The organism is Nitrospirillum amazonense, assembly GCF_007828045.1.
GTDB classification, from domain to species: domain Bacteria; phylum Pseudomonadota; class Alphaproteobacteria; order Azospirillales; family Azospirillaceae; genus Nitrospirillum; species Nitrospirillum amazonense_C.
This window is the reverse complement of sequence record NZ_VITN01000004.1, coordinates 247,464-272,111: the sequence shown is the minus strand read 5'-3', so window position 1 is coordinate 272,111 and position 24,648 is coordinate 247,464. Positions and strand designations below refer to the sequence as shown.

Genomic DNA, 24,648 nt, shown 5'->3' with positions numbered 1-24,648 from the left:
GTCGCGGCCTAGTCGCTGTGCTCCGGGATAAATTCTTGGGGGGTGGTGAGCATCACCCGAAAAAGCCGTGCAGGAACCAGCGGGGCGGCGGGCCGCCGGCGTGGTAGAGGCCCAGGCGATAGAGCCAGAAGCGCCGGCCCTCGGCATCCTCCACCCGGTAATAGTCGCGGGGCTCGGGGTTCGGGTTGGGGCGGCGCTCCCCCCCCTCCCACCATTCCGGCAGCAGGCGCTCCGGCCCCTCGGCCCGGCCCACGCGATAGGTCTGGTCGCGCCAGCGGAACAGCAGGGGCGGGTCGTCGGGGATGGGGGCCACCACCTCCACCGCCTCCGGCCGGGGCAGCAGGCGGATGGGGCGCGGCCGGTCGGCCGGCCAGGCGAGCGGTGCGGCCGCCGGCGGGGCCGCTGGCGGGCTGTTGTCCTGCGCCTCGGCCGGCACCGCCCGCACCGCCTGTTCCGGTATCCAGCTTTGCCGGGGCAGCAGGCGCAGCACCCGGCCATGACCCAGGCGGGCGCCCAGCCGGTCCACCAGTTCCGCGATGGGCGGGTCGGCCACCAGGGGGTTGCCGGCACCGGCCGCCGCCCCCGCCTGCGCCGCCGGCGGCCCCGCCAGGTCGGCCAGCCCGTCGCCGCTCAGCACCGCCTGGCCGCCATCGAAGGGGGCGGCGTGGGTGACGGAAATGGCCATGGTTTCAAAGCCCGCCCCCGGCTCCAGTTGGTCCATGCGCGGTTCCAGCAGGCGCCAGAGATGGGCGGGGTCGCGGTTGGGGCGGCTGGCGCCCACGCTCAGCACCTGGGGCGGGGCGTCATGGCCGGCGTCGATGCGCCAGGCCTCCAGCTCCAGCGACCGCGCGCCCTCCCCCGCCGCCGTCAGGCTGGCCGCCACCCGGCCCAACAGGTGGCGCACCGCCTGGGCCAGGCCTTCGGGCGTGGAGAGGGGATCGACCACCGTCAGGCGGGCGGTGTGGCGGGTGGGCGCACGGCGGGGCGACAGCGGCTCATCCACCCAACCCAGGGCCTGGTCCAGGCGCAGGGCGACCTGGGCGCCGTAGCGCGCGGCCAGCGCCGCCCGATTCTTGGATCCCTCACCCCCCCTGGTTCCTTGGGCCATGCGCATCAGTTCGCCCACCCGGCGCAGGCCCACGCGGCGCAGGCTGGCCACCAGATCGCCGCCCAGGCGCAAAGCCGGCAACGGCAGGTCGGCCAGGGCCTCCGCCGCCCCGCCCGGCGGCACCACCAGTTGGACGCCGAAGCGGGCCTGCGCCCAGGCGGCGCCGATGCTGTCGGCGATGGCGGCCCGCGCTTCGAACCCCGCCTTGACCAGGCGGCGCTCCAGGTCCAGCAACAGCTCATGCTCCCCACCCAGCAGATGGGCGCAGCCGGTGATGTCCATGAGAAGACCGGGGCCCCCACCAAGACCCTTTGGGCCGAAGCCGGGCGGATCGCTGGGGTCCACCGCCGTCCAGGGCGTGTAGCGCCGGGCCCAGTCGGCCAGCCGCTCCAACGCCGCGACATCGCCCTCGGGATCGGCGTCCACCACCCGCACCTGGGGCTCCAGCGCGCGGGCGTCGGCCAGGCCCATGCCCGGCACCAGGCGCTTGGCCCGCGCCGCCGCGTTCACCGCCGCCACGGTCAGGCGCCCCCGGTCCGACAGGCGGATCACCAGGGGGGCGTCAGTCGCCAACGGCGGCGTCAGCCCCCGGCGCACGCGGTCGGTGGCGAAGGTGGGCAGCCAGAGGGAAAGGATGCGGCGCATGGCTCAGCCCACCGCGCGCCAAGTCGGGGGAAGCGGGGTCGGGGCGAACGGAACCACCGCCGAAGCTGGTGGCGGCGTCTCCGGCGCCGGCACGGCCACCTCGCCCGCCGCCTCCAGCCGCAAACCCTCGCGTTCATACAGGGTCCATGCCCCCGGCCGGCCGCCGCGGCAGCGCAACAGCTCCACCCGCCAAGCGGGACCGGTGAAGGCCGAAGCGGCGCTGCCATCATCGTGGATGGGCGCCGTGCCGACCTGCCAACGGGTGACGGCGGCGGTGGCCTGGGTGCTGCCCCGCCCGCTGCCCCGCCCAGCACCCTTCAAGCCCTTCATGGCGCCCCCCTTGTCCGCATTCAGGCGCAACAGCAGTCCCGGCACGCCACCCGTTTCCGCCGCCAGGTGCAGGCGGCGGCTGGCCGTCAGGTCCAGCCCGCCGGCCTCCCCCACCACGGCGCCCACGCGCGGGCAGCGCAACGCCTCCTCCATGGCCCACAGCAGATCGACCTCGCTTGTGGCGTGCACCACCACCAGCCGGCCGGGCCCCACCCCCTGGGCGTCCAGCCCGGGGGCGTAGAGGTCCGGTGCCCGGGTCATCCACAGGATGGGGCCGCGCACCTGTTCCGCCAGCCGGGCGGCCAGCAGGGCGGTGAAGGCGGTCGCGGCACCCGCGTCGAGATCGCCCGCCGCCGCCACCTCATGCAAGGCGGCGCGCGGCAGGCCGTTGACGCCCCCCGCCGCCGGCAGATGCGCATCCACCGCCGGCACCCCCAGCGGCACGACGCCCCGGCCGGTCCCCGGCGCCTCCACCGCGCGCACCTGTTCCCGCAACACCGCCAGCAGGCGCTGACGGTCCAGGGCACCCTCAGACTGTCCTTCTTCAGGGCAAGGTGTTGGCCTGGTTGCGGAAATGGGGGGAGGAATGGCGGGCATGGGGATGCTGCCTTGGTCTCTCAGGGGCGCGGGATAATGTTCTTGTTATGTTCTAATCCGGAGTCGCCGGCCCGGTCAAGATGAGTCGACACCCTAAAATCGGACTATCCGGAATCGACAGCGCCGGTTGACGCCCCCGAACCACTCCCTATATGAAACGTATACGTTTCATATATCGGAGAGCCCCATGGGCATCGTGAAGATCGACGACGACCTGCATGAGGAGGTGCGCAAGGCCAGCACCGTGCTGTGCCGGTCCATCAATGCCCAGGCCGAATACTGGATGAAGATCGGCATGCTGGCGGAAGCCAACCCCACCCTGTCGCTGAACGACATCCTGCGCATCCAGCTGAAGATGGCCTCCGTCCATCTGGAACCGGAACCCCGCCCGTTGGAACCCACCCCATAATGGTCAAGCGCCCCGACGAGATCGAAAAGCTGGGTGAGGCCGGGCGCCTGCTGGCCAGCGTCTTCCACATGCTGGACGACATGCCCCTGGCCGGCCTCAGCACGCTGGCGGTCAACGACCGGGTCGAGGACTACATCGTCAACGAGTTGAACGCCCGCCCCGCCAGCAAGGGGCAGTACGGCTATGGCTACGTCCTGAACTGTTCCCGCAACGACGTCGTCTGCCACGGCGTGCCCTCCGCCACCGACATCCTGGCGGACGGCGACATCGTCAACTTCGACATCACGCTGGAAAAGAACGGCTACATCGCCGATTCCAGCAAGACCTACCTGATCGGCGCGGTGGCGCCGGCCGCGCGGCGCCTGGTGCAGACGACGTACGAGGCGCTGTGGCACGGCATCCGCCAGGTACGCCCCGGCGCCCACCTGGGCGACATCGGCCATGTCATCGAGCGCCACGCCAAGCGCAACGGCTATACCGTGGTGCGGGAATATTGCGGCCACGGCATCGGCCGGGAGATGCACGAGGAACCGCAGATCCTGCACTTCGGCAAGCCAGGCACGGGCCTGCGCCTGAAGGCGGGCATGGTCTTCACCATCGAGCCCATGCTGAACCAGGGCGGCGCCCGGGTGGAGACGAAGGACGACGGCTGGTCGGTGGTGACGGTGGACGGCAAGCTGTCAGCGCAGTTCGAACACACCGTGGCCGTGACCGCCACCGGCGTGCGCGTCCTGACCTTGCGCGCGGAGGAACGCAAGCGGCGGGCTATCCCCCCCCTTTAACAATGGTTGTGAAGTCGGACCAGTTTTCGACGCGGAACGCTCGAATGTCGCGAACAGACAGCGGAAACCAGGGCAATGCCTTCAGCGCCGAAATAGCGGCAAAGATCGATGCCATGCTGTCGTTGTCGGTCGTATAGAGACTACCCTGTCGCCACTCGAAGCCAAGACCAGTCAAGGTCGCGCGGATATCAGCGTAAGCCTGGGAGGCATTATGGCTAGGGTGATGCTGAACCGTGTCGGCCACTATCAGATCAAAGGCTATGGCGAACAACGTTAGCGCTCCTTCGGGTCATCCAAGATATCCGTCAACTTGTATGCAACCTCTTCACCCGTCTCAACAACACGGACACGCATCAACGTGTCACCGTCGGGAAGATCTTTTTCCTTGCTGACGATTTCATAGACTGGGCCGACAACGCCGAAGCGCCGCCAAGTCCCAATAATGCCTTGCGGCACGAAGCCCTGAAGCTGCATCGCACTATCCTCCATTGATCCTCATGATAGTCCATCGTCCTGCCATCTCCAAACCCGCTTCACGGATTTCGATCTCATCGCCTTCTTTCAATTCCAGAGCGTCGACCGCCGCCACGGGCAGCCGGACGCAAGGCTATTCCCCCACTTCGCGACCCGCATGGCCCCCTCCCGGCTATAGATCGCCAGCGTGTATCCGACCGCTTCCGCCGATCAAGCACCTTGAAGGTCTTAAGGCTTTTACGCGACACAGATTGGATATTATATATTATCTAAACCGCCGCTCCTGGGGACGCTTGCCATGCCCGACTTGACCCGCCGCCGCCTGCTCGCCACCGCCGCCACGCTGCCCACCCTCGGGGCGGCACTGGGTGTGGCGCCGGCGGGGGCCGCCCCGGCACCAGCGGCGATCCCCCAGGTCGCCGCCGCCACACCCGCCCCCGTTCCCGCCGACCTGGCCCCGCGGGAACGGCTGCGCATGAACGAGGGCTGGCGCTTCCATCTGGGCCATGCCGCCGACCCGCTGCAGGATTTCGGCTTCGGCACCGACCGCAGCACCTACGCCAAATCCGGCGACCTCAGCGCACCGGTAGCCAAGGCCGATTTCGACGACAAGGACTGGGCCGCCGTCACCCTGCCGCACGACTGGGCGGTGGACCTGCCCTTCACCCAGGCGCGGCTGCCGGGCAAGGAAGCGGCGGAGGCCATGGCCTACCAGGGCTTCAAGCCCCTGGGGCGACAGTTTCCCGAGACCAGCGTGGGTTGGTACCGCCGCAGCTTCACCCTGCCCGCCACGGACGCCGGCCGGCGCCTGTCGCTGGAGTTCGACGGTGTCGCCCGCAACTGCCTGGTGGTGCTGAACGGCTTCATCGTCGCCACCAACGAAAGCGGCTACGCCCCCTTCCGCGTGGACATCACCGACTTCGTCCTCCTGGGCGGCGCCAACACCCTGGTCATCCGCGTGGACGCCACCCTGGGCGAGGCCTGGTCCTATGAAGGCGCCGGCCTTTATCGCCATGTTTGGCTGGTGAAGACCGCGCCCGCCCATGTGCCGCAATGGGGCACCTTCGTGCGCAGCACGGTGACGCCCGGCAGTGCCGACCTCACCATCACCACCGAGCTGGCCAACGAGGGCCCGGCGGCGGAGATCAAGGTGCGCAGCACGGTGCTGGCCCCCGACGGCACGGCCGCCCTGCGGCTGGACGCGACACCCCTGGCGCTGGGCGAATGGGACACGGGTGCCGTGGTGCAAACCGCCACCCTGGCCTCACCCGCCCTGTGGTCGCTGGAGGCGCCCAAGCTCTACACCCTGGTGACGGAGGTCAGCGTGGGCGGGGCGGTGATCGATCGCTATCACACATCCTTCGGCATCCGCACCCTGCGCTTCGACGCCAACGAGGGCTTTTTCCTGAATGGGCGGCCGGTGAAGGTGAAGGGCACCTGCAACCACCAGGACCATGCCGGCGTGGGCTTCGCCGTGCCCGACCGGCTGCACGCCTATCGCGTGGAACGGCTGAAGGAGATGGGCGCCAACGCCTGGCGCACCACCCACCACCCGCCGGCGCCGGCCTTGCTGGACGCCTGCGACCGGCTGGGCATCCTGGTGATGGAGGAAACCCGCCAGATGTCCAGCAACCCGGAGGGCATGAGCCAGCTGGAGCGCATGGTGCGGCGCGACCGCAACCGCCCCTCCGTCTTCCTGTGGAGCATCGGCAACGAGGAAATCCACCGCGGCACGGAACAGGGCGCCCGCATCGCCGCCAGCATGAAGCGCGCGGTGTACCGCCTGGACGGCACCCGCCCGGTCACGGAGGCGTTCAACGGCAAGTTCGGCCAGGGCGCCAGCCCGGTGCTGGACGTCATGGGCTTCAACTACTACCTGGATGAGATCGACGCCTTCCACGCCCGCTTCCCCAACCAGCCCATGATCGGCACGGAAACGGCCAGCACCGTCTGCACCCGCGGCGTCTATGCCCACGACGACGCCCGCCATTACGTCCCCGCCTATGACACCGAATACCCCAAGTGGGCCAGCACGGCGGAACAGTGGTGGACCTTCTACGACAGCCGCCCCTTCCTGTCCGGCGGCTTCGCCTGGACGGGCTTCGACTATCGTGGGGAGCCGACGCCGTTCATCGACTGGCCCAACACCGTGTCCAACTTCGGCATCCTGGACCTGTGCGGTTTCCCTAAGGACAACTACCACTACTACCGCGCCTGGTGGCGGCCGGACCAGCCGCACCTGCACCTGTTCCCGCACTGGACCTGGCCGGGGCGGGAGGGCCAGGACATCGCCGTCTGGTGCCACAGCAATCTGGACGCGGTGGAGCTGTTCGTGAACGGCCGCAGCCTGGGTCGCAAGGATGTCACCCGCAACCGCCACCTGGAATGGACCGTGCCCTACCAGCCGGGCGCCATCGAGGCCCACGGCTACAAAGACGGCCGCCGCGTGCTGACCCAGCGGCAGGAAACCGCCGGCCCGGCCCATGCCCTGACCCTGACGGCCGACCGCGTGACGCTGCGGGCCGATGGCGACGACGTGGCCGTGCTGTCGGCCAGCGTGGTCGACGCCAAGGGCCGCCTGGTGCCCGACGCCGACCATTTGGTGACCTTCACCATCGAAGGCGGCGCCCGCCTGCTGGGCGTCGGCAACGGCGACCCCACCAGCCTGGAACCCGACCACGCCCCCTATCGCAAGGCCTTCAAGGGCCTGTGCGGCGCCATCGTGCAGACGGGCAAGCAAGCCGGCACGGTGCGCGTGACCGCCAAGGCCGAGGGGCTGAAGGCGGCGACGGTGGAGCTGTCGCTGGAAAAGGCGGCGCTGGTGGCCAGCGTCGGCCTCGCCTGACGACCTATAAGCCCCCTGGCGCGGCATGGCGTCCGCGCCAGGGGGCCGTCTTCGCTCAGAACGGCGCGTCGATGTCGACCACGTCGATCAGCTTGTGGTTCACGAACTCCTTGATGCCCAGGCCCAGCAATTCGCGGCCATAGCCGGAACGGCGGATGCCGCCGAAGGGCAGGTCGGCCTTCACCATGGTCGGGTGGTTGACGAAGACCATGCCGGTGGAGATGCGGGCCGCCACCGCCGCCCCGCGCCGGGTGTCGCGGGTGAAGACGGAGCCGCCCAGGCCGAAGGGGGAGTCGTTGGCGATGCGCACCGCGTCGTCCTCGTCCTTGGCGCGGAACAGCATGGAGACGGGACCGAAGAATTCCCAATAGCGGGCGGGGTTGTCCTCCCCCACATCCGTCAGGATGGTGGGCTGGACGAAAGCGCCCTGGTTGGGAACCCTGGGGCCCACTTCCGTCGCCTTGGCCCCATGGGCCACCGCCTCGCGGATTTTCTGCTTCACCTCGTCGGCGGCCCCTTGCGACGACAGCGGCGCCAGGGTGGTGGTGGCGTCGAAGGGATCGCCCGCCTTCAGGCCGGCGACGCCGTTGATGTAACGGTCCAGGAACTGGTCATAGACCTCATCCACGATGATCATGCGCTTGGAGGAGACGCAGACCTGGCCGCCGTTCCAATGCCGGCCGAACACCGCCCAGTTGACGGTCTTGTCCAGCTCCGCGTCCGCCAGCACGACGAAGGCGTCGGCCCCACCCAGTTCCATGGTGGATTTCTTCAGCGCCTTGCCCGCCTGGGCCGCGATCACCGCACCCGCCGCCTCCGACCCCGTCAGGGCCACGCCGTGGACGCGCGGGTCGTTCAGGATGCGCTCGATCTGGTGGCGGGTGGCGTACAGGTTCTGGAAAGCGCCGTCGGGCAAGCCCGCCTGACGCATCAGCACCTCGAACGCGGCGGCGCACTGCGGTACGTTGGAGGCGTGCTTCAGCAGCATCGTGTTGCCGGCGGACAGCTGCGGGGCGATGATGCGGGCGATCTGGTAATAGGGGAAGTTCCACGGCTCGATGGCCAGCAGCACGCCCAACGGCTCGCACACCAGCACGGCCTCGCCCTCCGCCGGGTCGGCCACCGGCAGCTTCTCCGGCGCCAGCAGCGTCTCCGCCTTCTCGGCATAATATTCGAAGATGCGGGCGGACAGCTCCACCTCCGCCTTCGCCTCGGTGAACAGCTTGCCCATCTCCAGCGTCAGCAGCCGGGCATAGGCGTCGGCCTCGGCCCGCAGGATGTCGGCCGTCTTCCGCATGATGCCGGCGCGGTGGGCGAAGGGTGTTTCCCGCCAGGCCAGAAAGGCGGCATGGGCGTCCGTCAGGGCGCGGTCCACTTCCGCGTCGGTGGCGTCGGGAAAGGTCTTCAGCAATTCGCCGGTATAGGGATTGGTGGTCGCGTACGGCATGGCGTCGTCCTCCGTTGGGGGCCGGCCCCGGGGCCGGCCTGCGCCATCCGACCACCCGCGCCCGCCGGGGGCCATGAGGTGCATCAAAGGCCTCCACGGGGGTGCGGACCGACCCATCCCTAGCGACCACCACGCCCCACATCCGCGCGGGGTAGCCCCCCACCCCGGCACCTTGCATTCACTGGGCGGCGCGGCTAGCTTCCGCCCCACAAGACGACGGGTGCAGCGCCGGCTTAAGATCGGCGGGAATCCCGCCTTCCCCGGCCTCCAACGATTGGATATGCGGCCCCCATGAAGTCCGCCGTCATCGTCTTTCCCGGTTCCAACTGTGAACGGGACATCGCCGTGGCCCTGGAACAGGTTTCCGGCCATAAGACCTTCCACGCCTGGCACCGCGACACCGACCTGCCCGAGGTCGACGTCATCGCCGTTCCCGGCGGCTTCTCCTACGGCGACTACCTGCGCTGCGGCGCCATGGCCGCCAACTCCCCCGTCATGCGGGTGGTGAAGGAACGGGCCGCCAAGGGCGTGAAGGTCATCGGCGTCTGCAACGGATTCCAGATCCTGACGGAGGCGGGGCTGCTGCCCGGCGCGCTGATCCGCAACCAGTCGCTGAAGTACATCTGCAAGACGGTGGACCTGAAGGTGGAGAACACCGACAGCGCCTTCACCCGCCACTACACCCCGGGCCAGCACATCGGCATTCCGGTGGGCCATGGCGAAGGCAACTACGTCGCGGACGAGGAAACGCTGAAGCGCCTGGAAGGCGAGGGCCGCGTGGCCTTCCGCTACACCGACGCCGACGGCGTGGTGAACGCGGCCGGCAACCCCAACGGCGCCACCAACAACATCGCCGGCATCTTCAATGAGACGCGCACCGTCCTGGGCATGATGCCCCACCCCGAACGCGCCTTTGACCCGCAGCACGGCAACACCGATGGCCGCGCCCTGTTTACCAGCCTGCTGGAGAGCCTGTCGTGAGCCATACGCCGGCCAAAGAACCCGTCGTCACCGCCGAACTGGCCGCCGAGCACGGCCTGAAGCCCGACGAATACGCCTCCATGCTGGAAAGCGTGGGCCGCACGCCCACCCTGACGGAACTGGGCATCTACTCCGTCATGTGGTCGGAGCATTGCTCCTATAAATCCTCGCGCGTGTGGCTGAAGAAGCTGCCGACGACGGCGCCCTGGGTCATCTGCGGCCCCGGTGAGAACGCCGGCGTCATCGATATCGGCGACGGCCAGGCCGCCATCTTCAAGATGGAAAGCCACAACCACCCCAGCTTCATCGAGCCCTACCAGGGTGCCGCGACGGGCGTGGGCGGCATCCTGCGCGACGTCTTCACCATGGGCGCCCGCCCCGTGGCCAACCTGAACGCCCTGCGCTTTGGCGAGCCCGCCAACCCCAAGACCCGCCACCTGGTGGCGGGCGTGGTGGCCGGCATCGGCGGCTATGGCAACTGCGTCGGCGTGCCCACCGTGGGCGGCGAGACCAACTTCCACAAGGCGTACAACGGCAACTGCCTGGTCAACGCCATGACCGTGGGCGTGGCCCAGACGGACAAGATCTTCTATTCTAAGGCCGCCGGCGTGGGTAAGCCCGTGGTGTACGTGGGATCGAAGACCGGCCGCGACGGCATCCACGGCGCCACCATGTCCTCCGCCGAGTTCACCGAGGACAGCGAGGCCAAGCGCCCGACGGTGCAGGTGGGCGACCCCTTCACCGAGAAGCTGCTGATCGAGGCCTGCCTGGAGCTGATGGCCACCGACGCCATCGTCGCCATCCAGGACATGGGCGCAGCCGGCCTCACCTCCTCCTCCGTCGAGATGGCGGGCAAGGGCGGCCTGGGCATCGACCTGGACCTCGACGCCGTTCCCCAGCGCGAAGCCGGCATGACCCCCTATGAGATCATGCTGTCGGAAAGCCAGGAGCGCATGCTCATGATCCTGGAGCCCGGCCGCGAGGAAGAGGCCAAGCGCATCTTCGACAAGTGGGAACTGGACTTCGCCGTCATCGGCAAGCTAACGGACAATGGCCGCATGGTCATCCGCATGCACGGGGCGACCTGGTGCGACGTGGAGCTGGCGCCCCTGTTCGACAAGGCGCCGCTGTACAACCGCCCGACCGAGCCCACCCCGCCGCAGCCCGAGATCGCCGCGGCGGACGCCCCGCTGAAGGCGTCGGCCCGCGACACCCTGCTGGCCCTGATGGGCACGCCGGACCTGGCCTCCCGCCGCTGGATCTGGGAGCAGTACGACAGCCAGGTGGGCGCCGACACCATGATCGGCCCGGGCGGCGACGCCGCCCTGGTGCGGGTGCACGGCACGCCCAAGGCGCTGGCCATGACCACCGACTGCACCCCGCGCTACTGCTACGCCGACCCGGTGCGCGGCGGCGCCCAGGCGGTGGCCGAGGCCTACCGCAACATCATCACCGTGGGCGCCCTGCCGCTGGCCATCACCGACAACATGAACTTCGGCAACCCGGAGAAGCCCCGCATCATGGGGCAGTTCGCCGGCTGCATCGAGGGCATGGCGGAGGCCTGCCGCGTCCTGGACTTCCCCGTCGTGTCGGGCAACGTCAGCCTGTACAACGAGACCAATGGCGAAGGTATCCTGCCCACCCCCGCCATCGGCGGCGTGGGCCTGCTGAAGGACAGCACGCTCGCCATCGGCAGCGGCTTCAAGGCCGAGGGGGACGTGGTCCTGCTGCTGGGCAAGACGGAAGGCCATGTCGGCCAGTCGCTGTACCTGCGCGAGGTCCACGGCCGTGAGGAAGGCGCCCCGCCGTCGGTCGACCTGGCGGCCGAGCGCCGCGCCGGCGATCTGGTGCGCGGCCTGATCGAGGCCCGCAATCTCACCGCCTGCCACGACCTGGCCGATGGTGGCCTGGCCGTGGGCCTGGCGGAGATGGCGCTACGCGGCAAGAAGGGTATCACCCTGACCGGCCTGGCGAACGCCGACGCCGGCCTGCTGTTCGGTGAGGACCAGGGCCGCTACCTGGTCACCGCCGCCGCCGGCGACGTGGCCGCCGTCACCGACGCCGCCAAGGCCGCCGGTGTACCGGTCACCACCCTGGGCACGGTGGGCGGCACCGCCATCACCGGCCTGGGCGGCGGCGCCCTGGCGCTGGCCGACCTGCGCCAGGTGCACGAAGGCTGGCTGCCCGGCTACATGGCCGGCGACGCCGCCTGATCAAGGCATGAGCTGCCGGCGTGGGCTTGCCCATGCCGGCCGTAGCCCGCGACTGCGGGCGCCGGAGTGAGCACCGCCAGGAGCGGAACGAGGATAGCCAAGGGGCGGATGCCCCGCCGGCGATTGAGAAAAAGGACAAACCACATGGCCATGGACGCCTCTGAAATCGAGCGGCTGATCCGGGAAGGCATTCCGGGCGCCGAGGTGCGTATCGAGGATCTGCGGGGCGACGGCGACCATTATGCCGCCTACGTCACCGCGGCTGCCTTCAAGGGCAAGAGCCGGGTGGCGCAACACCAGATGGTCTACGCGGCCCTGGGCGGCCGCATGGGCAATGAACTGCACGCCCTGGCCCTGACCACGGCGGCCACGCAAGACTGATCCGCGACCATCGCGGGGCGATGTGCCGGCTATTCCCTCTGGACAGACGACCGGCGCGCGCTCATTTATGACGGGTACACGTTGTTGGGTGAACCAGGCCGCCGCCAGCGGTATCATGGGCGCCAGCGACACCGGCCCCGTTTGGCCGGCTTGGTTAGACCGCCGACCGTCTTCCCCGCGTGAGGAAGGCGGCCCCGGCACCAGAGGATCGATCGTACATGGACAAGACCGTCGAAGAGCGCATCCGCCGCGACATCACCGAAAACGACGTCGTGCTCTACATGAAGGGCACCCCCGTTTTCCCGCAGTGCGGCTTCTCCGCCGCCGTCGTGCAGGTGCTGAGCCACCTGGGCGTGAAGTTCAAGGGCATCGACATCCTGGTCGATCCGGCCCTGCGCCAAGGCATCAAGGAATTCACCAACTGGCCCACCATCCCGCAGCTGTATGTGAAGGGTGAGTTCGTAGGCGGCTGCGACATCATCCGCGACATGTATGAGTCGGGTGAGCTGGTGCAGCTGCTGGCCGAGAAGGGCGTCGCCGCCCAAGCCGCCGCTTAAGAGGCCGCGGTCTAAGGCTTAAGGCACCCCATGGACGAAGGGCCGCCCCGGGAATTCCGGGCGCGGCCCTTTCGCTTTCAGCACGCTGGAATGCCGCCTGACGCGGTTGCGGCGTACCCTGCCTTAATGAAACATCAAATAGATGATGATCAGGACGGGTAACGGCACCCCCAGCAGCCATAACAGCCCATATCGCATCGCCGCGATCTCCTTGTTTCTCGGTTCTCGATCTCTCTGTTCTTGAGAGCGGCCCCACGAGACTGGGCCAACGCCGACAGAAACGCCGCGGAGACGGATTTTGTTCCAGGCGACGACGTCGGGTGTGCCGGAACAAAGAGGCGCGGCGCCCCGTTTAAGTCGGGCTTGCCCACCCGGATCGCGGAGACACCGATGGCGAAGAACGCCTGGATGCGCAATGGCTTCGACAGTTGGCTGCTGGGCGTGGAGGCCCTGCAGGTCATCACCCTGCGCACCATGAAGCTGGCGGCCGGTGGGGCCGCCGCGCAGACGGAGGCGCAGCGCATGGTGAGCGAGAAGATCGCCGCCGGCCTGGACCTGCAGATGCGGGCGCTGGCCGGCGACCTGGGCACCACCGCCGACGGCGCCGCCGCCAAGGTGCTGGCCCATTACCGCCGCAAGGTGCGCGCCAACCGCCGGCGCCTGAGCAAGGCCGCCGGCTGACCCACGCCGGCTGACCTATGGGCGGCGCCCCCGCAGCCGCCCCCAGCCCTTGCCGGCCTCGCGCAGCACGCTGTACCAGCGCTCCCGCAGGCGCCACAACAGCGTGGGCTGGCTGGGCGCCTCCAGATATCCCAGGGACAACAGCGTGGGCTCGATCAGGCGCACCACCTGGCGCCGTTGCCGGCGGTGGCGATGGTGCTTGCCGATGGCGCCCTTGCGCACGGAGGCGGACCGCCTCATCAGCGCGGCCTCGTCCGGCCCCTGCCCCAGGAAGGCCAGGATGCGGCGGGAGGTGGGGATGAAGTCCTGGCACAAATCCTCGTACCGGACCTCCAGGTAGCGTTCCTGCAGCATGGCGCCGTAGGTCCGCCCCACCTCCACCGAATTCATCCAGTGCAGGGCATTGTAGACGTGCGGCCGGCGGACGTAGGCGCGGTTGGTCATGGACAGGCCACGCCAGCCCAGGATATCGCCATTATTGAAATAGACCTTGCGCCAGAAGCGGGCCTGGGGCGGCACATGGTCGCTGAAGGCCACGTCCAGCCCGTCGCGCAGCAGGTGGATGAAGCGCGCCTTGGGGAAAACGGCGGCGATGATGGGGACGATGTAGGTGGTCTCGCATAGCTTCCAGCCCCAGGGCGAATGCCCGTCATAGCCCGTCAGATGCTCCATCATCGCGGTGACGAACAGGGCCTCCAGGTCGGTGGGCCACTCCTGGTTCCAAAGCGCGTGGTAATCGGGGTAATAGTCCTCCACCAGCCGCTCGACCAGGGGCAGGATGGCCATGGCGTCGTTGGACTCGTTCAGCTTTCCGCCGATGAACACACCCTGGTCGTCCAGCATCTGGGCCAACAACCGGCTGCCGGAATGCGACTTGTTATAGACGATCACCGGTGCCGGCAAATCGGCGAAGCGCCGCCGCAGCCGTTCTATCGTGCCGCCCTGGCTACGAACGGGCCGCGCGCGGGGGGACACCGGGGTACCGGCGCGACTTTGACTGTCCCAATTCTTGGCATAGGCGTTCGACAAGACCAAATCCCCGTTACAGTGATTGGGCGAACGGCAACCTTCTCCGGATCAATCCAGGCTGGGATGCGTCCACAAGTCACAGGTTCTCTATGTGACTTTCCTGTTACGTAAGAAGATTAAGAATCCTGCTTTCATTTATGCTCAAGAAACGGATTCTTCCGTCTAGGATTCCCGTAATCGGAATATCCATTGGATATACATGAGGCACGACCATCGTTATAGGCCGCACCCAATAAAGCAATTCATATTTGCAAATATTATTTACTTCGGCGTAGGCCCTGGCCTGAACTCCGCCACATCCATCCACCCGGGCGTGCACACATCCCCGGCGCCAGGCCAGAAAGTTTCATTTTTCAGACAGGATGGTGGAGGCGCGCAGCCTTCGCCGCAGCCTTCGCCGAGGCATTCCGCAGGCGCAGGCCGGCCTGCCGACAGACGCACGAGGCCCGCCAGCAGGCAGGCGGGGCGCGAGGTTAACGGAACGCGGGATTACTTGCCGGGAGGCGGTTCCCACAGCTCGACCCGGTTGCCTTCCGGATCCATGACCCAGCCGAAGCGGCCGAAGTCACTCTGCTCCACCCGCTCATCCACGGCGGCGCCGAAGGCCCGCAGCTGCGCCAGCATGGCATCCAGGTTGTCCACCCGGAAATTGATCATGAAGGGCGCCGTGGACGGGGCGAAGTAAGTGCTGTCCTCGGGGAACAGGCTCCATGCGGTGGTGCCCGGCCGGTCGGGGCGCTGCCCCTCAGGCCAGCTGAATTTGGCGCCGGCGAAATACGGGCTGAGTGGAACGCCCAGGGCGTCGCGGTACCAAGCGCTCAACGCCTTCACATCCCGCGCCTTCATGAAGACGCCGCCAATGCCCGTGACCCGTTCCATGCCGCTTCCCCGCTGGCCCTGCCGGCCTCTGCTGGTATGACGGCGCAGCATCGCATTGCCACAACCAAAAGAAAAGACCACGCCCCGGATGACCGCGCGACAAAGGGGCGCGACAAAGGGGCGCGGCAAAGGGGTGCGGATGGCCGGCGCCGGGCCCGAGGGACGGAGATGCCATCTGACCTGAATCAACGCCGCCACCCCGGTCCCAGCGCACACTGCGGTTGCCTGAATACCGCATGAGCCCCGGTGCCATGATGCCGCGCGACCCCGTTCCGACCGCCGGATTGTCCGCCACGGAAGCGGCACGCCGGCTGGGGGCCGACGGCTACAGCGAACTGCCCCGGCCGGACAGGCGCCCCTTCCTTCGCATCCTGCTGGGTATCCTGGCTGAACCCATGTTCGGCCTGCTGGTGCTGTTCATGGCGGCGTTGAACGGCGGCATGCCGGCCGACCAGGCCCGCGCGCTGGCCTTCGTCGCCCTCATGCTGATTAATTTCGGCTTGGTGCTGGTCAACCGCTCCTTCGCGGCCTCGCCCCTGACGGCGCTGCTGCGGCCCAACACCGCGCTATGGACGGTGCTGGGGGTCATGGCTGCGGTCATGGCGGCCACCCTCGCCTGGCCGCCCGCCGCCGACCTGTTCGCTTTCGGGCCCCTGCATGCCGACGACCTGGCCGTAGCCTTCGTCGCCGCCATTGTCATGGTGCTGGCCCTGGAAATGGTGAAGCCCCTTTGGGCTGATCACCTGCGCCGTTGACCTGGAAGGAGGAAACCATGACCCACACAGCATCCCAGCCGGAATACGGCGGCGCCATGAAGGGGTTCCACTGGCTGGTGGTGGCCCTGCTGGTGGTGCAATACGCCTTGGGCTGGACCATGCCGGAGCTGCGCCGCGGCATGCCGCCGGAGGGCCTGGTCAACCTGCACCTGTCGTTCGGCGTGGCCATCGGCGCCCTCATGGCCCTGCGCCTGGCCTGGCGGATACTGACGACCCAGCCGCCGGCAGATCCCAGCCTGCCCCGCTGGCAGCACAAGGCGGCGGCGGCCGTTCACGGCCTGCTGTACCTGCTGGTCTTCATCCTGGTGCTGACCGGATGGGCCGACGCGTCCCGGCGCGGCTGGGCCGTGACCCTGTTCGGCGTGCTGGACCTGCCGGCGCTGGTGGCCATGGGCTCAGCCGTCGGCCGGGCCTTGGGCGAAGTGCATGAAACCCTGGTGACCGTGCTGCTGATCGTGGTGGGTGCGCACCTGGCCGCCGTGGCCGTCCACGTCCTCCTGTGGCGCGACCGGATCATGGATCGCATGACGCCCCGTCTCCGCCACCGGAGCTGAAGGCCTGGACCGCACCAAAAGAAAAGGCCGCGTCCCGAGGGGCGCGGCCTGATCTTGTCGGTTCCCGAAGGACCCTGGATTAGCGCGAGTAGTACTCGACCACCAGGTTCGGTTCCATGGTCACCGGGTACGGGACGTCGGCCAGGTTCGGGGCGCGGACGAAGGTGCCCTTCAGCGCGCCGGTATCGACCTGCACGTACTCGGGGATGTCGCGCTCACCCGAGGCCACGGCCTCCAGGATGATGGCGAACTGCTTGGCCTTCTGGCGAACCTCGATGACGTCGCCGTCCTTAACGCGGTAGGAGGCGATGTTCAGGCGCTTGCCGTTCACCAGGATGTGGCCGTGGTTGATGATCTGGCGCGACGCGAACGGCGTCGGCGCGAACTTCATGCGGTAGACCACGGCGTCCAGACGACGCTCCAGCAGCTGGATCAGGTTCTCGCCGGTGTCGCCACGGCGACGGACGGCTTCCTGGTAGATGCGGCGGAACTGGCGCTCGCCGATGTTGGCGTAGTAGCCCTTCAGCTTCTGCTTGGCCATCAGCTGCAGGCCGAAGTCGGACGGCTTCTTGCGGCGCTGGCCGTGCTGGCCGGGGCCGTATTCGCGGCGGTTGACCGGGCTCTTGGCACGGCCCCACAGGTTGACGCCAAGGCGGCGGTCAATCTTGTACTTGGACTCTAAACGCTTGCTCATCTCTAAGCTCCAGAGTGCCGCTGTCGCGGCTTGTTGTCCCGGTAGTTCCAGGGCGCCCCTTTCCGGCGTAAATCCGGATTGGAAACCATGGACGGGGACAAGGGGAGAGATCCCCCGGACCCACCTTCCCGGGAAGGGAAGGCCGGCACTATAAGCAGCGCGGAACCGAAGTCAACGGAAACCGCAGCCTTCGAGACGCGCGCGCCGCAGGCGGGCCATGCGGGGACGGGTTTAGCCTGCCCGGCCCCGAGCCGCAAGGCTTCCGGCCTCATTCCGCCGCGCGACTGGCCCTGTCCTTCGCCACCCCATCTTCGACAATGAGGGCGCGCACGGCGTCCAGCACAGGGCCCGGCTCGGTCCGCGCCAGCCAGTCGGGGCTGACATCGGCATAGCGCACCACGCCGTCGCGCCCCAGCACCACCACCGCCGGCATGGGCAGGTCCCAAGTGCCGGTGCCCGTGACCTCGCCCAGCGAGGTGCCCTTGGCCTGCTGGCTGGCCTGGGAGGCGGCGTTGGCGGTGAAGACGATGCCCAGACGGCGCCCCAAGGCGTTGTCGCGGTCGCTGGCCACGGTGAAGGTCAGGCCATGGCGGCGCCTGATCTCCACCAGGCGTTCCGGCACCTGTGGGCTGACCGCCACCAGCTGCGCGCCCAGCGCCCGCAAGCCCGGCTCCAGATGGCGCTGGTAATAGGGCAGCGCGATGTTGCAGGCGGGACAGGTGGCGAAGCGGAAGAAGACCAGCACCACCGGCCCCCGGGCCAGCAGCGCGCCCAGGTGCAGCGTGCCGCCCTCCACATCCTGCAGCACCTCGCCCACCAGCCGGTCGCCCGGCCGGACAAAGGCGGCGCGGTCCGCCGTCTCCACCAGTTCCCGCCGCTGGTCGATGTTGATCCGCAGCTGGGCCGGATCCATGGTCGCCACCCGGTGGGCGTGCAGGTCGGCGAACAGCTGGCTCAAGGTGGGTTCGGCGGATTGGGTCATGGATGGGCTCCCAGGTTTGAAGGTTGCCGCCACTGTGCCAGCGGCGGCCCTTTGAAAAACCCGAGGAATCCTTGAGCGTCTTATTGGCCGGGATGAAGTGGCCCGGTCAGCGGCTTTGGGCCCGCTGGCGCTGGATCTCGCTCAGTTCCATCTGCGCCAACGCGTTGCCCGGCAATACCTTGAGGCAGCGCCGATAGGTCGCCTCGGCCTCATCCAGCCGGCCCATGGCGACGTAGGTGCTGCCCAGGCCATAAAAGGCGTCGGCCGTTTCCTGCGGTTTGGTTTCCGGCGGCGACAGGTCGGCCGCATCCACCGCCGCCTGGAAGGCCTCCTGCGCCTGAGGCAGCTTGCGCTGGGCCTTGTACGCGGCCCCCAACTGCAGCAGGACGGCGGCATTGGCGGGCGACAGGGCCCGCGCCCGCTCCAGCCCGGCCTGCGCCCCCGCCAGGTCGTCCAGGGTCATCAGTTCGCGGCCCCGGTAGACATAGGCCAGGACCAGCCCCGCCTCGACCACCCGCGCCGGCTGATGGTTGCGCACGGCATCCTGCATGTAGCGGGTCGCCTCCGCCATGGTGCGCGCGCAGTAGATCCGGCCCGGTGTGGCCCTGTATCGCATTTCATAGGCATTGACGACCGGATTGAAAGAGCCGTCGACCGCCCGCCGGGGATTCCCCGCCCGCACCGCCAGCAGCCCCTCCACCAAGGCCTTGCCCAACACCGGATCAGGGGTCAGGTCGGCGGTCGGCAAGGAGGCGTTGGCAGATGGGGCGGCAGATGGGGCCGCAGATGGGGCATTGGCCGGCTGCGCGGTGGACGTGCCCGTCCGCCGCGCGTCGCTCCCCGGCGAACTGGCGCAGGCGGCACAGGTCAGCAGCGCCAGCACCGCCAGGGGATGGCTGCGGCCGCTCCTCATTTTCAGTGAATCTGCGCCTGCTTGGCCTTCTCCTTCACCACATAATCCAACTCGTGCTGGGCGTAGGCGTCCTGTGGGTTCTTGGCCAGGCACTGCTTATAAATGGCCTCGGCCTCATCCAGCTTGCCAGTCTCGGAATAGACGAAGGCGATGCCGTGCAGGGCCTTCATTTCGTCCGTGTCCTTGGCCTGCGGAAGGGAGAAAGCGGCGGAATGCTCCTTGGCCGCTTGATAAGTCTCCAACGCCAGGGGCCAGTTCTTCTCGGATTTGTACAGGTTCGCCAGTTCGATCAGGAACTGGGGATTATAAGGTGAGAGGTCGCGGGCGTGCTCCAGGCTGGCCTTCGCCCCCGGCAGATCCTGCAATTCCACCTGCGCATATCCTTTCAGGAAATAGGCGATGGCCCAGTTGGGCGTCACGGCGATGGCCGACTGCTTCTGACTGGCCGCCAACACCATGTAGGCCAGCGTCTCCGCGGTCGTACTGGCGCAATAAACCCTTTCCTTGCGTTCCTTGTATCGTGCCTCGTAGGTCGCGATAACCTGATCGTAGGATGCGATGGCTTGGCGGGGCTGGCCTGAGCGCATCGCCTGCACCCCCTCCCTCAGCAGCCGCACCATGGTCTGATCCTCAGCGTCTTCCGCCGCCTTCTTGGGATCGGCGGGCGCCGGGGCCGCCTGGCCTTGGGCCTGGGACTGAGCGTCCCCTTGGCTCTGAGCCCACGCGGAACCGGCCGAAAAGATCAGACCAGGCATCAACAGAACCGCCAACACCCCAGCGCGCATGTTTCCCCCCAAAGCATTCCCATCACCACGATCATCGCGGCCTGGCAATCATACTATCAGGGCGATTGTGGCGCGCCAGAGGCGCAACCTGCGGGGAAGGCCCCGAACCTTACTTTCCCGCCCCATACACCCTCTTGCCGTCCACCCAGGTGGACAGCGGCTTGATGTCGGCGATCTGGCGCGGGGGCACGGTCAGGGGGTCGGCGCTGAGGATGACGAAGTCGGCGCGCAGGCCCGGTTTCAGGCTGCCCACCTCCCCCTCCATGAACCCGGCATAGGCGGCGTCGCGGGTGAAGCCGGCCAGCGCCTCCTCCCGCGTCAGCTTCTGGTCGGGCAGCCAGCCGCCCGGGGGCTGGCCGGCCAGGTCCTGGCGGGTGACGGCGGCATAGAGGCCCAGCATGGGGTTCACCTTCTCCACCGGGAAGTCTGAACCCAGGGCCAGCCGCGCGCCGGCGTGGCGCAGGCTCTGCCAGGCATAGGCGCCAGCCAGGCGGTCATGGCCCAGGCGCTTTTCCGCCCAGGGCATGTCGGAGGTGGCGTGGGTGGGCTGCATGGAGGCGATGACGCCCAGCTGGGCGAAGCGCGGAATGTCGTCCAGGGTCAGGATCTGCGCATGCTCCACCCGCCAGCGATGGTCGCTTTTGGCGTCGGCGCCCAGCACCTTGGCGTAGGTGTCCAGCACCAGGCGGTTGCCGCCGTCGCCGATGGCATGGGTCGCCACCTGTAGGTGGCAGCCCTTGGCCTTGGCCACGATGCGGGGATAGTCGGCGGGGTTGGTGACGTAGATGCCGCTGTTGCCGGGATCGTCGCTGTAGGGACGCAGCAGCTTGGCCCCCCGGCTGCCCAGCGCGCCGTCGATGTACAGCTTCACCGCCCGCATGCGCACGCGGCCCGTGGGGTCGGTGTAGCCGCCGTTCTGGGTGCACAGCCACGCCAGCGCCTCATGGTCGCCGTCGGCCATGGTGTAGAGGCGCACCGGCACCTCCCCCTTGGCGGCCATGTCCTGCAGCACGCGGAAGGATTGCAGGTCGATGCCGGGCTCATGCGCGCCGGTCAGGCCCAGCGACACCATCTCGGCAAAGGCCAGCTTATAGTTCTGGCGTATCTGGTCATCGGTGCGCGGCGGCAAGGCCCCGGCCACTAGGTCCATGGCGTTGTCGATCAGCACGCCGGTGGCCTTCTTGCCCTTGCGCACGATGCGGCCGCCTTGCGGCTGCCAGGTGCCGTCCAGGCTCTTGGCCTTGGGCTGGGCCGCCATGACACGCAGGGCGGCGCTGTTGACCCAGACGGCGTGGCCGTCGATACGCTCCAGCCGCACCGGCCGGTCGGGGAAGGCGGCGTCCAGGTCGGCGGCGGCGGGAAAGGCCTTATCCGCCCAGCGGTTCTGGTCCCAGCCCCAGCCCTGCAGCCAGTCGCCGGGCGGCAGCTTGGCCGCCTGCGCCTTCAGGCGGGTGAGGATCTCGGCCTTGCTGGCGCTGCCCGACAGGTCGGCGGTCAGCAGCGCCGCCCCCTCCTCCTGCACATGGCCGTGGGCGTCGATCAGGCCGGGCACCACGGGCGCGCCGCCGGCATCCACCATGGCGGCGCCGGGATAGCGCTGCGTCAGGTCCGCCGTTTCCCCCACCGCCAGCAGGATGCCGTTCTCATCCCAGGCCAGGGCGCTGGCGGTCGGGTGGGCCGTATCCTCGGTGTGGATCAGGGCGTTGACCAGCAGCGTGGGCGCGGCCCAGGCTTGGCCGACTATTTGCCCCGCCAGCAGCGCCAGCGCGGACATCAGACTTATTGCCAACGCCCACCGCCTGCCCACCATTATTCTCAAGTCCCAATTTCAATCCGGCACATTCCGGGAAGCATTTTCGCAAAAGGGATAATAGCTGCAAGGAAGATGAATCGAGCAGCACAGTCAGCAAGGCGCTCACTTTAAATCGATAATAAATTAATTAAATTGGCAGCGGTTGTTTAAATATTATTAATCCCATTTAATATAATAGAAAATCCCCTACTTTCAGAACTCGATATACGTTCACACCATGATACCGGAATATCAAAACAAACGTTTCCATCACGCATCGCATAACGTTTCAGCCCCATCGACCTGACCCTCTCCAAATTTGCTATATAAAAGTGAGCATAGTCTCCCGACGCATAAAACACCACCCATATTGACATTCTCGATAATGAACTAAATCCACAGAGCTTATTCAATTCCGCCTGACTAATGTAAAAATTATATGGCCTCAAGAACGATCTTTCTTTTACATCCACCGCAATAGAACCAACAAATGGAACTATGACGATATAATCGGGTCGCCCAACCCCATCCATTCTTAAATAATTAGAATATCCATTTCCAGGCTCTTGATCTAAAAATATCCATGGAAAACTATTGCGATCAAGCCAAGAGCGGAACTCTGACTCAGCTTTCCGCCCGTCGTTTCCAGAAAGGAACTTCTGCGCCTCCATAATCACTCCTTTGCAAATATGCAAATTATGCTAAAATTATCAGACGCTCCTCTTAATTTTATTTCACGAACAATCATATCAACAAATTGACGTGGATTTACACAAGACCGGACCATATGAAACATTTCTTTAAGGAAAATCTTCTCATGAACACCATCTGTGGTATATATAAAAACATCATCCGGATTTACTGTAAAATTAATTTCATCTATTCTTGGATTACCACGCATACCAAGCGCACTCTCTAATATATTTTTTCTGCGGTAATTATTGTATTCATGCTTTGTAATTACTTTATATTTAAACAATCTCTGCGCTTCTGTATGATCTTCCGTCAGGCGCTTAATCCCATTTTCGCGGACAACGACCAATCGAGAATCTCCGCAATGGATCCCTCGCAATTTTCTCTCACAAAATACTGATGCAATAAGGGTAGTCGCCATCCCTCTTCTTTTCTCATCATTCTGAGAAGATATTATGCATTCATGAATTTCTTCCCCAATCTTAGAAAAATTTTCTTCCGAGTTTTCCGCAACTTTATCGAAGAAAACTTTAACCGCCAAAGAAGACGCAATCTCGCCACCAAAATGCCCCCCCAATCCATCAGCAATAGCAACAACCAAACTACTATCTTTTAGAAACCCAACATCCAAATAATCTTCATTGCGATCTCTCGGCCCCTTATCTGTGTACTTTGCAAAAATGTACTTCATGAGCACACGTCCTTTAAAGCTGCAACCAATAATGGATGCAGCACCGCTCTATTTGCATTAATGGACCATTCAATGTGCCTGATAGCTCCACATATTTCTGCACCTAAAATACGAAACTCCATAGCTAAACGTCCAGCAAGCTCTCCCTTCATGGAGGGGCCACATAGAGACATAAATTTTCGCTCAACATACCAACGATTATGACTCGTTCCTAATTCCAGCATCGCCAATAAACAGTCTGCCTGTACATCTAACGGGCAGCACTCCATAAAAGTTTGCAAACGAACCGCAATCTCGTCACATCTCTCGAAGCCAAATGAAGTACTCTTGACCCACTCAGCATAAAGCAAACCAAGTCGACGTCCCCTTTCAGGGAAATTTGAGCATATCTCTACTATATTATCTTGCTTCATTCTCATCATTATTGCTTCAGCATCAGAACTCCCCTTCTTCCTATCAAGAATATCAATTAGTGCGCGCACCTGCTCATCTCGCATTCCGCCTGCACATTCGAGATATCCTGCAATTGTTTCCGCAACCGGATCTGTTAGCTGAGCAGAAGAAAGATCTAGCGCCAATAAGGCTTCTCTAACCGCAGCTACCGTCTTAAAGCGCCGTTCAGGCTCCTCCCGAGTACACCCAAGCAACAGACCGCCAAAATGACCATGCTCATCAATCGGAAAAAGCGGCCGACGGTCTCTGAGGCCCACCATATCATGCAGTATACACCCCAGAGAGAAGATGTCAGATTGAGCTGTGGAATTTCTCAAATCAACACACACCTCCGGCGCCGTATAAAAATCGGAACCTCGCGCCATGCCAGTGGTCGACAGACGAGAAACAGTCGAATCTTTCACCGATATCAATCCAAAATCACTAATGGCGTAATAGCTTTCCCAACCATCAACCCCATTCTGATTTAAAAACCTCAATACATTGTCAGGCTTTAGGTCTCTGTGATAAATACTAAGCCGATGCATTTCTTCCAGGCCAGCAATAATTTCCATTACGGCCACTATAAAATTCCCACCAAGCTTTCTATCAAATTCTAAATCATTTGATAATTTGCTTTCAGCAACTGGCATTAAATAATATGGAGGATCTACATCCAACCCATCACCGAGAATTGGTACAATATTTCTATGATTAAACTGCTTTTGTATCTTAACTTCTCTTTTAAATCTTTGACGCACATTATCAGCTAGCCCGACATCTAGCGGCTGATTGACATTAAATGTTTTTCGAGCGAAATACATACCGAATTTATCCACAACAAGATCAACGTTGCCAAATCCTCCATATCCTAGAGGCCGAACTGAACGTAGGCTCATTTAAGCACCCTATATTAAGGCAGTATGAAATTTTCAATTTTCCGGACTTATTACCATTAAAAATGGAAAAAGTCATGCG

The 24,648-nt window shown here is 65.3% G+C and carries 25 protein-coding genes; 10 read left to right on the top strand and 15 right to left on the bottom strand.

Features of this window, described 5'->3' with window-relative positions; genetic code table 11:
- Positions 1–52: 52 nt before the first annotated feature.
- Entirely contained in the window at positions 53–1,753 is a 1,701-nt protein-coding gene (locus tag FBZ89_RS08910) for a Y-family DNA polymerase (protein ID WP_145749653.1), read from the bottom strand.
- A gap of 3 nt (positions 1,754–1,756) precedes the next feature.
- Positions 1,757–2,680: an ImuA family protein gene (locus tag FBZ89_RS08905; protein WP_145749652.1), complete on the bottom strand. Its 924-nt coding sequence runs from the start codon at positions 2,678–2,680 to the stop codon at positions 1,757–1,759.
- Between the two features lie 187 nt (positions 2,681–2,867).
- Here FBZ89_RS08905 and FBZ89_RS08900 point away from each other — a divergent pair, with 187 nt between their 5' ends.
- A complete protein-coding gene (locus FBZ89_RS08900; protein WP_145749651.1) occupies positions 2,868–3,089 on the top strand; it encodes a ParD-like family protein in 222 nt (73 codons plus the stop codon).
- On the top strand, positions 3,089–3,871 hold the full coding sequence (map, locus tag FBZ89_RS08895; RefSeq protein ID WP_145749650.1) for a type I methionyl aminopeptidase: 783 nt from the start codon (positions 3,089–3,091) through the stop codon (positions 3,869–3,871). Before FBZ89_RS08900 ends, map begins: the two co-directional genes overlap by 1 nt.
- Here map and FBZ89_RS08890 read toward each other — a convergent pair.
- Both FBZ89_RS08890 and FBZ89_RS08885 read right to left on the bottom strand, forming a co-directional pair.
- Positions 3,855–4,142 (bottom strand): virulence factor, encoded by a 288-nt coding sequence (locus FBZ89_RS08890; protein WP_145749649.1) that lies wholly within the window; start codon positions 4,140–4,142, stop codon positions 3,855–3,857. The genes map and FBZ89_RS08890 overlap by 17 nt on opposite strands.
- 2 nt (positions 4,143–4,144) lie before the next feature.
- Positions 4,145–4,345, bottom strand: coding sequence for a DUF5397 family protein (locus FBZ89_RS08885; RefSeq protein ID WP_145749648.1), 201 nt, complete (start codon positions 4,343–4,345; stop codon positions 4,145–4,147).
- Between the two features lie 298 nt (positions 4,346–4,643).
- On the opposite strand from FBZ89_RS08885, the gene galA reads away from it, so the two are divergent.
- Complete coding sequence (galA, locus tag FBZ89_RS08875; protein ID WP_145749647.1) at positions 4,644–7,190, top strand: beta-galactosidase GalA; 2,547 nt, start codon at positions 4,644–4,646, stop codon at positions 7,188–7,190.
- A 55-nt stretch (positions 7,191–7,245) separates the two neighbouring features.
- Here galA and FBZ89_RS08870 read toward each other — a convergent pair whose 3' ends face one another.
- Positions 7,246–8,637, bottom strand: a complete 1,392-nt coding sequence (locus FBZ89_RS08870) for an NAD-dependent succinate-semialdehyde dehydrogenase (RefSeq protein WP_145749646.1) — start codon at positions 8,635–8,637, stop codon at positions 7,246–7,248.
- A gap of 291 nt (positions 8,638–8,928) precedes the next feature.
- Here FBZ89_RS08870 and purQ point away from each other — a divergent pair, with 291 nt between their 5' ends.
- The 5 genes from purQ (at position 8,929) to FBZ89_RS08845 (ending at position 13,450) form a co-directional block, all read left to right on the top strand.
- A complete protein-coding gene (gene purQ, locus FBZ89_RS08865) occupies positions 8,929–9,618 on the top strand; it encodes a phosphoribosylformylglycinamidine synthase subunit PurQ (RefSeq protein WP_145749645.1) in 690 nt (229 codons plus the stop codon).
- Positions 9,615–11,831, top strand: a complete 2,217-nt coding sequence (purL, locus tag FBZ89_RS08860; protein WP_145749644.1) for a phosphoribosylformylglycinamidine synthase subunit PurL — start codon at positions 9,615–9,617, stop codon at positions 11,829–11,831. The genes purQ and purL overlap by 4 nt, the downstream gene beginning before the upstream one ends.
- 144 nt (positions 11,832–11,975) lie before the next feature.
- Complete coding sequence (locus FBZ89_RS08855) at positions 11,976–12,212, top strand: BolA family protein (RefSeq protein WP_040846404.1); 237 nt, start codon at positions 11,976–11,978, stop codon at positions 12,210–12,212.
- Between the two features lie 218 nt (positions 12,213–12,430).
- Positions 12,431–12,769 carry a Grx4 family monothiol glutaredoxin gene (gene grxD / locus FBZ89_RS08850; RefSeq protein ID WP_004272927.1) on the top strand — a complete coding sequence of 113 codons (339 nt, stop codon included), beginning with the start codon at positions 12,431–12,433 and terminating at the stop codon, positions 12,767–12,769.
- A gap of 390 nt (positions 12,770–13,159) precedes the next feature.
- Positions 13,160–13,450, top strand: coding sequence for a hypothetical protein (locus FBZ89_RS08845; protein ID WP_145749643.1), 291 nt, complete (start codon positions 13,160–13,162; stop codon positions 13,448–13,450).
- A 15-nt stretch (positions 13,451–13,465) separates the two neighbouring features.
- On the opposite strand, the gene FBZ89_RS08840 is transcribed toward FBZ89_RS08845, so the two are convergent.
- Both FBZ89_RS08840 and FBZ89_RS08835 read right to left on the bottom strand, forming a co-directional pair.
- Positions 13,466–14,479, bottom strand: a complete 1,014-nt coding sequence (locus FBZ89_RS08840) for a sulfotransferase family protein (RefSeq protein WP_145749642.1) — start codon at positions 14,477–14,479, stop codon at positions 13,466–13,468.
- Between the two features lie 489 nt (positions 14,480–14,968).
- Positions 14,969–15,358, bottom strand: coding sequence for a VOC family protein (locus FBZ89_RS08835; RefSeq protein WP_145749641.1), 390 nt, complete (start codon positions 15,356–15,358; stop codon positions 14,969–14,971).
- Positions 15,359–15,594: 236 nt separating this feature from the next.
- On the opposite strand from FBZ89_RS08835, the gene FBZ89_RS08830 reads away from it, so the two are divergent.
- On the top strand, positions 15,595–16,113 hold the full coding sequence (locus FBZ89_RS08830; protein WP_186457263.1) for a cation transporting ATPase C-terminal domain-containing protein: 519 nt from the start codon (positions 15,595–15,597) through the stop codon (positions 16,111–16,113).
- Positions 16,114–16,130: 17 nt separating this feature from the next.
- Positions 16,131–16,688, top strand: a complete 558-nt coding sequence (locus FBZ89_RS08825) for a cytochrome b (protein ID WP_145749640.1) — start codon at positions 16,131–16,133, stop codon at positions 16,686–16,688.
- 79 nt (positions 16,689–16,767) lie between these two features.
- Here FBZ89_RS08825 and rpsD read toward each other — a convergent pair whose 3' ends face one another.
- The 8 genes from rpsD to FBZ89_RS08785 all read right to left on the bottom strand — a co-directional run bounded on the left by rpsD (position 16,768) and on the right by FBZ89_RS08785 (position 24,569).
- Positions 16,768–17,382 carry a 30S ribosomal protein S4 gene (gene rpsD, locus FBZ89_RS08820; protein ID WP_040845943.1) on the bottom strand — a complete coding sequence of 205 codons (615 nt, stop codon included), beginning with the start codon at positions 17,380–17,382 and terminating at the stop codon, positions 16,768–16,770.
- A 268-nt stretch (positions 17,383–17,650) separates the two neighbouring features.
- Positions 17,651–18,364 (bottom strand): peroxiredoxin-like family protein, encoded by a 714-nt coding sequence (locus FBZ89_RS08815; RefSeq protein ID WP_145749639.1) that lies wholly within the window; start codon positions 18,362–18,364, stop codon positions 17,651–17,653.
- A gap of 106 nt (positions 18,365–18,470) precedes the next feature.
- Positions 18,471–19,277, bottom strand: coding sequence for a tetratricopeptide repeat protein (locus tag FBZ89_RS08810; protein ID WP_145749638.1), 807 nt, complete (start codon positions 19,275–19,277; stop codon positions 18,471–18,473).
- A gap of 2 nt (positions 19,278–19,279) precedes the next feature.
- Positions 19,280–20,032, bottom strand: coding sequence for a tetratricopeptide repeat protein (locus tag FBZ89_RS08805; protein WP_186457262.1), 753 nt, complete (start codon positions 20,030–20,032; stop codon positions 19,280–19,282).
- A 139-nt stretch (positions 20,033–20,171) separates the two neighbouring features.
- Positions 20,172–21,836, bottom strand: a complete 1,665-nt coding sequence (locus FBZ89_RS08800; RefSeq protein WP_186457261.1) for an amidohydrolase — start codon at positions 21,834–21,836, stop codon at positions 20,172–20,174.
- Positions 21,837–22,021: 185 nt separating this feature from the next.
- On the bottom strand, positions 22,022–22,525 hold the full coding sequence (locus FBZ89_RS08795; protein WP_145749635.1) for a hypothetical protein: 504 nt from the start codon (positions 22,523–22,525) through the stop codon (positions 22,022–22,024).
- A gap of 2 nt (positions 22,526–22,527) precedes the next feature.
- Positions 22,528–23,238: a PP2C family protein-serine/threonine phosphatase gene (locus FBZ89_RS08790; RefSeq protein ID WP_145749634.1), complete on the bottom strand. Its 711-nt coding sequence runs from the start codon at positions 23,236–23,238 to the stop codon at positions 22,528–22,530.
- Entirely contained in the window at positions 23,235–24,569 is a 1,335-nt protein-coding gene (locus FBZ89_RS08785) for a protein kinase domain-containing protein (protein WP_145749633.1), read from the bottom strand. Before FBZ89_RS08785 ends, FBZ89_RS08790 begins: the two co-directional genes overlap by 4 nt.
- Positions 24,570–24,648 lie beyond the last annotated feature (79 nt).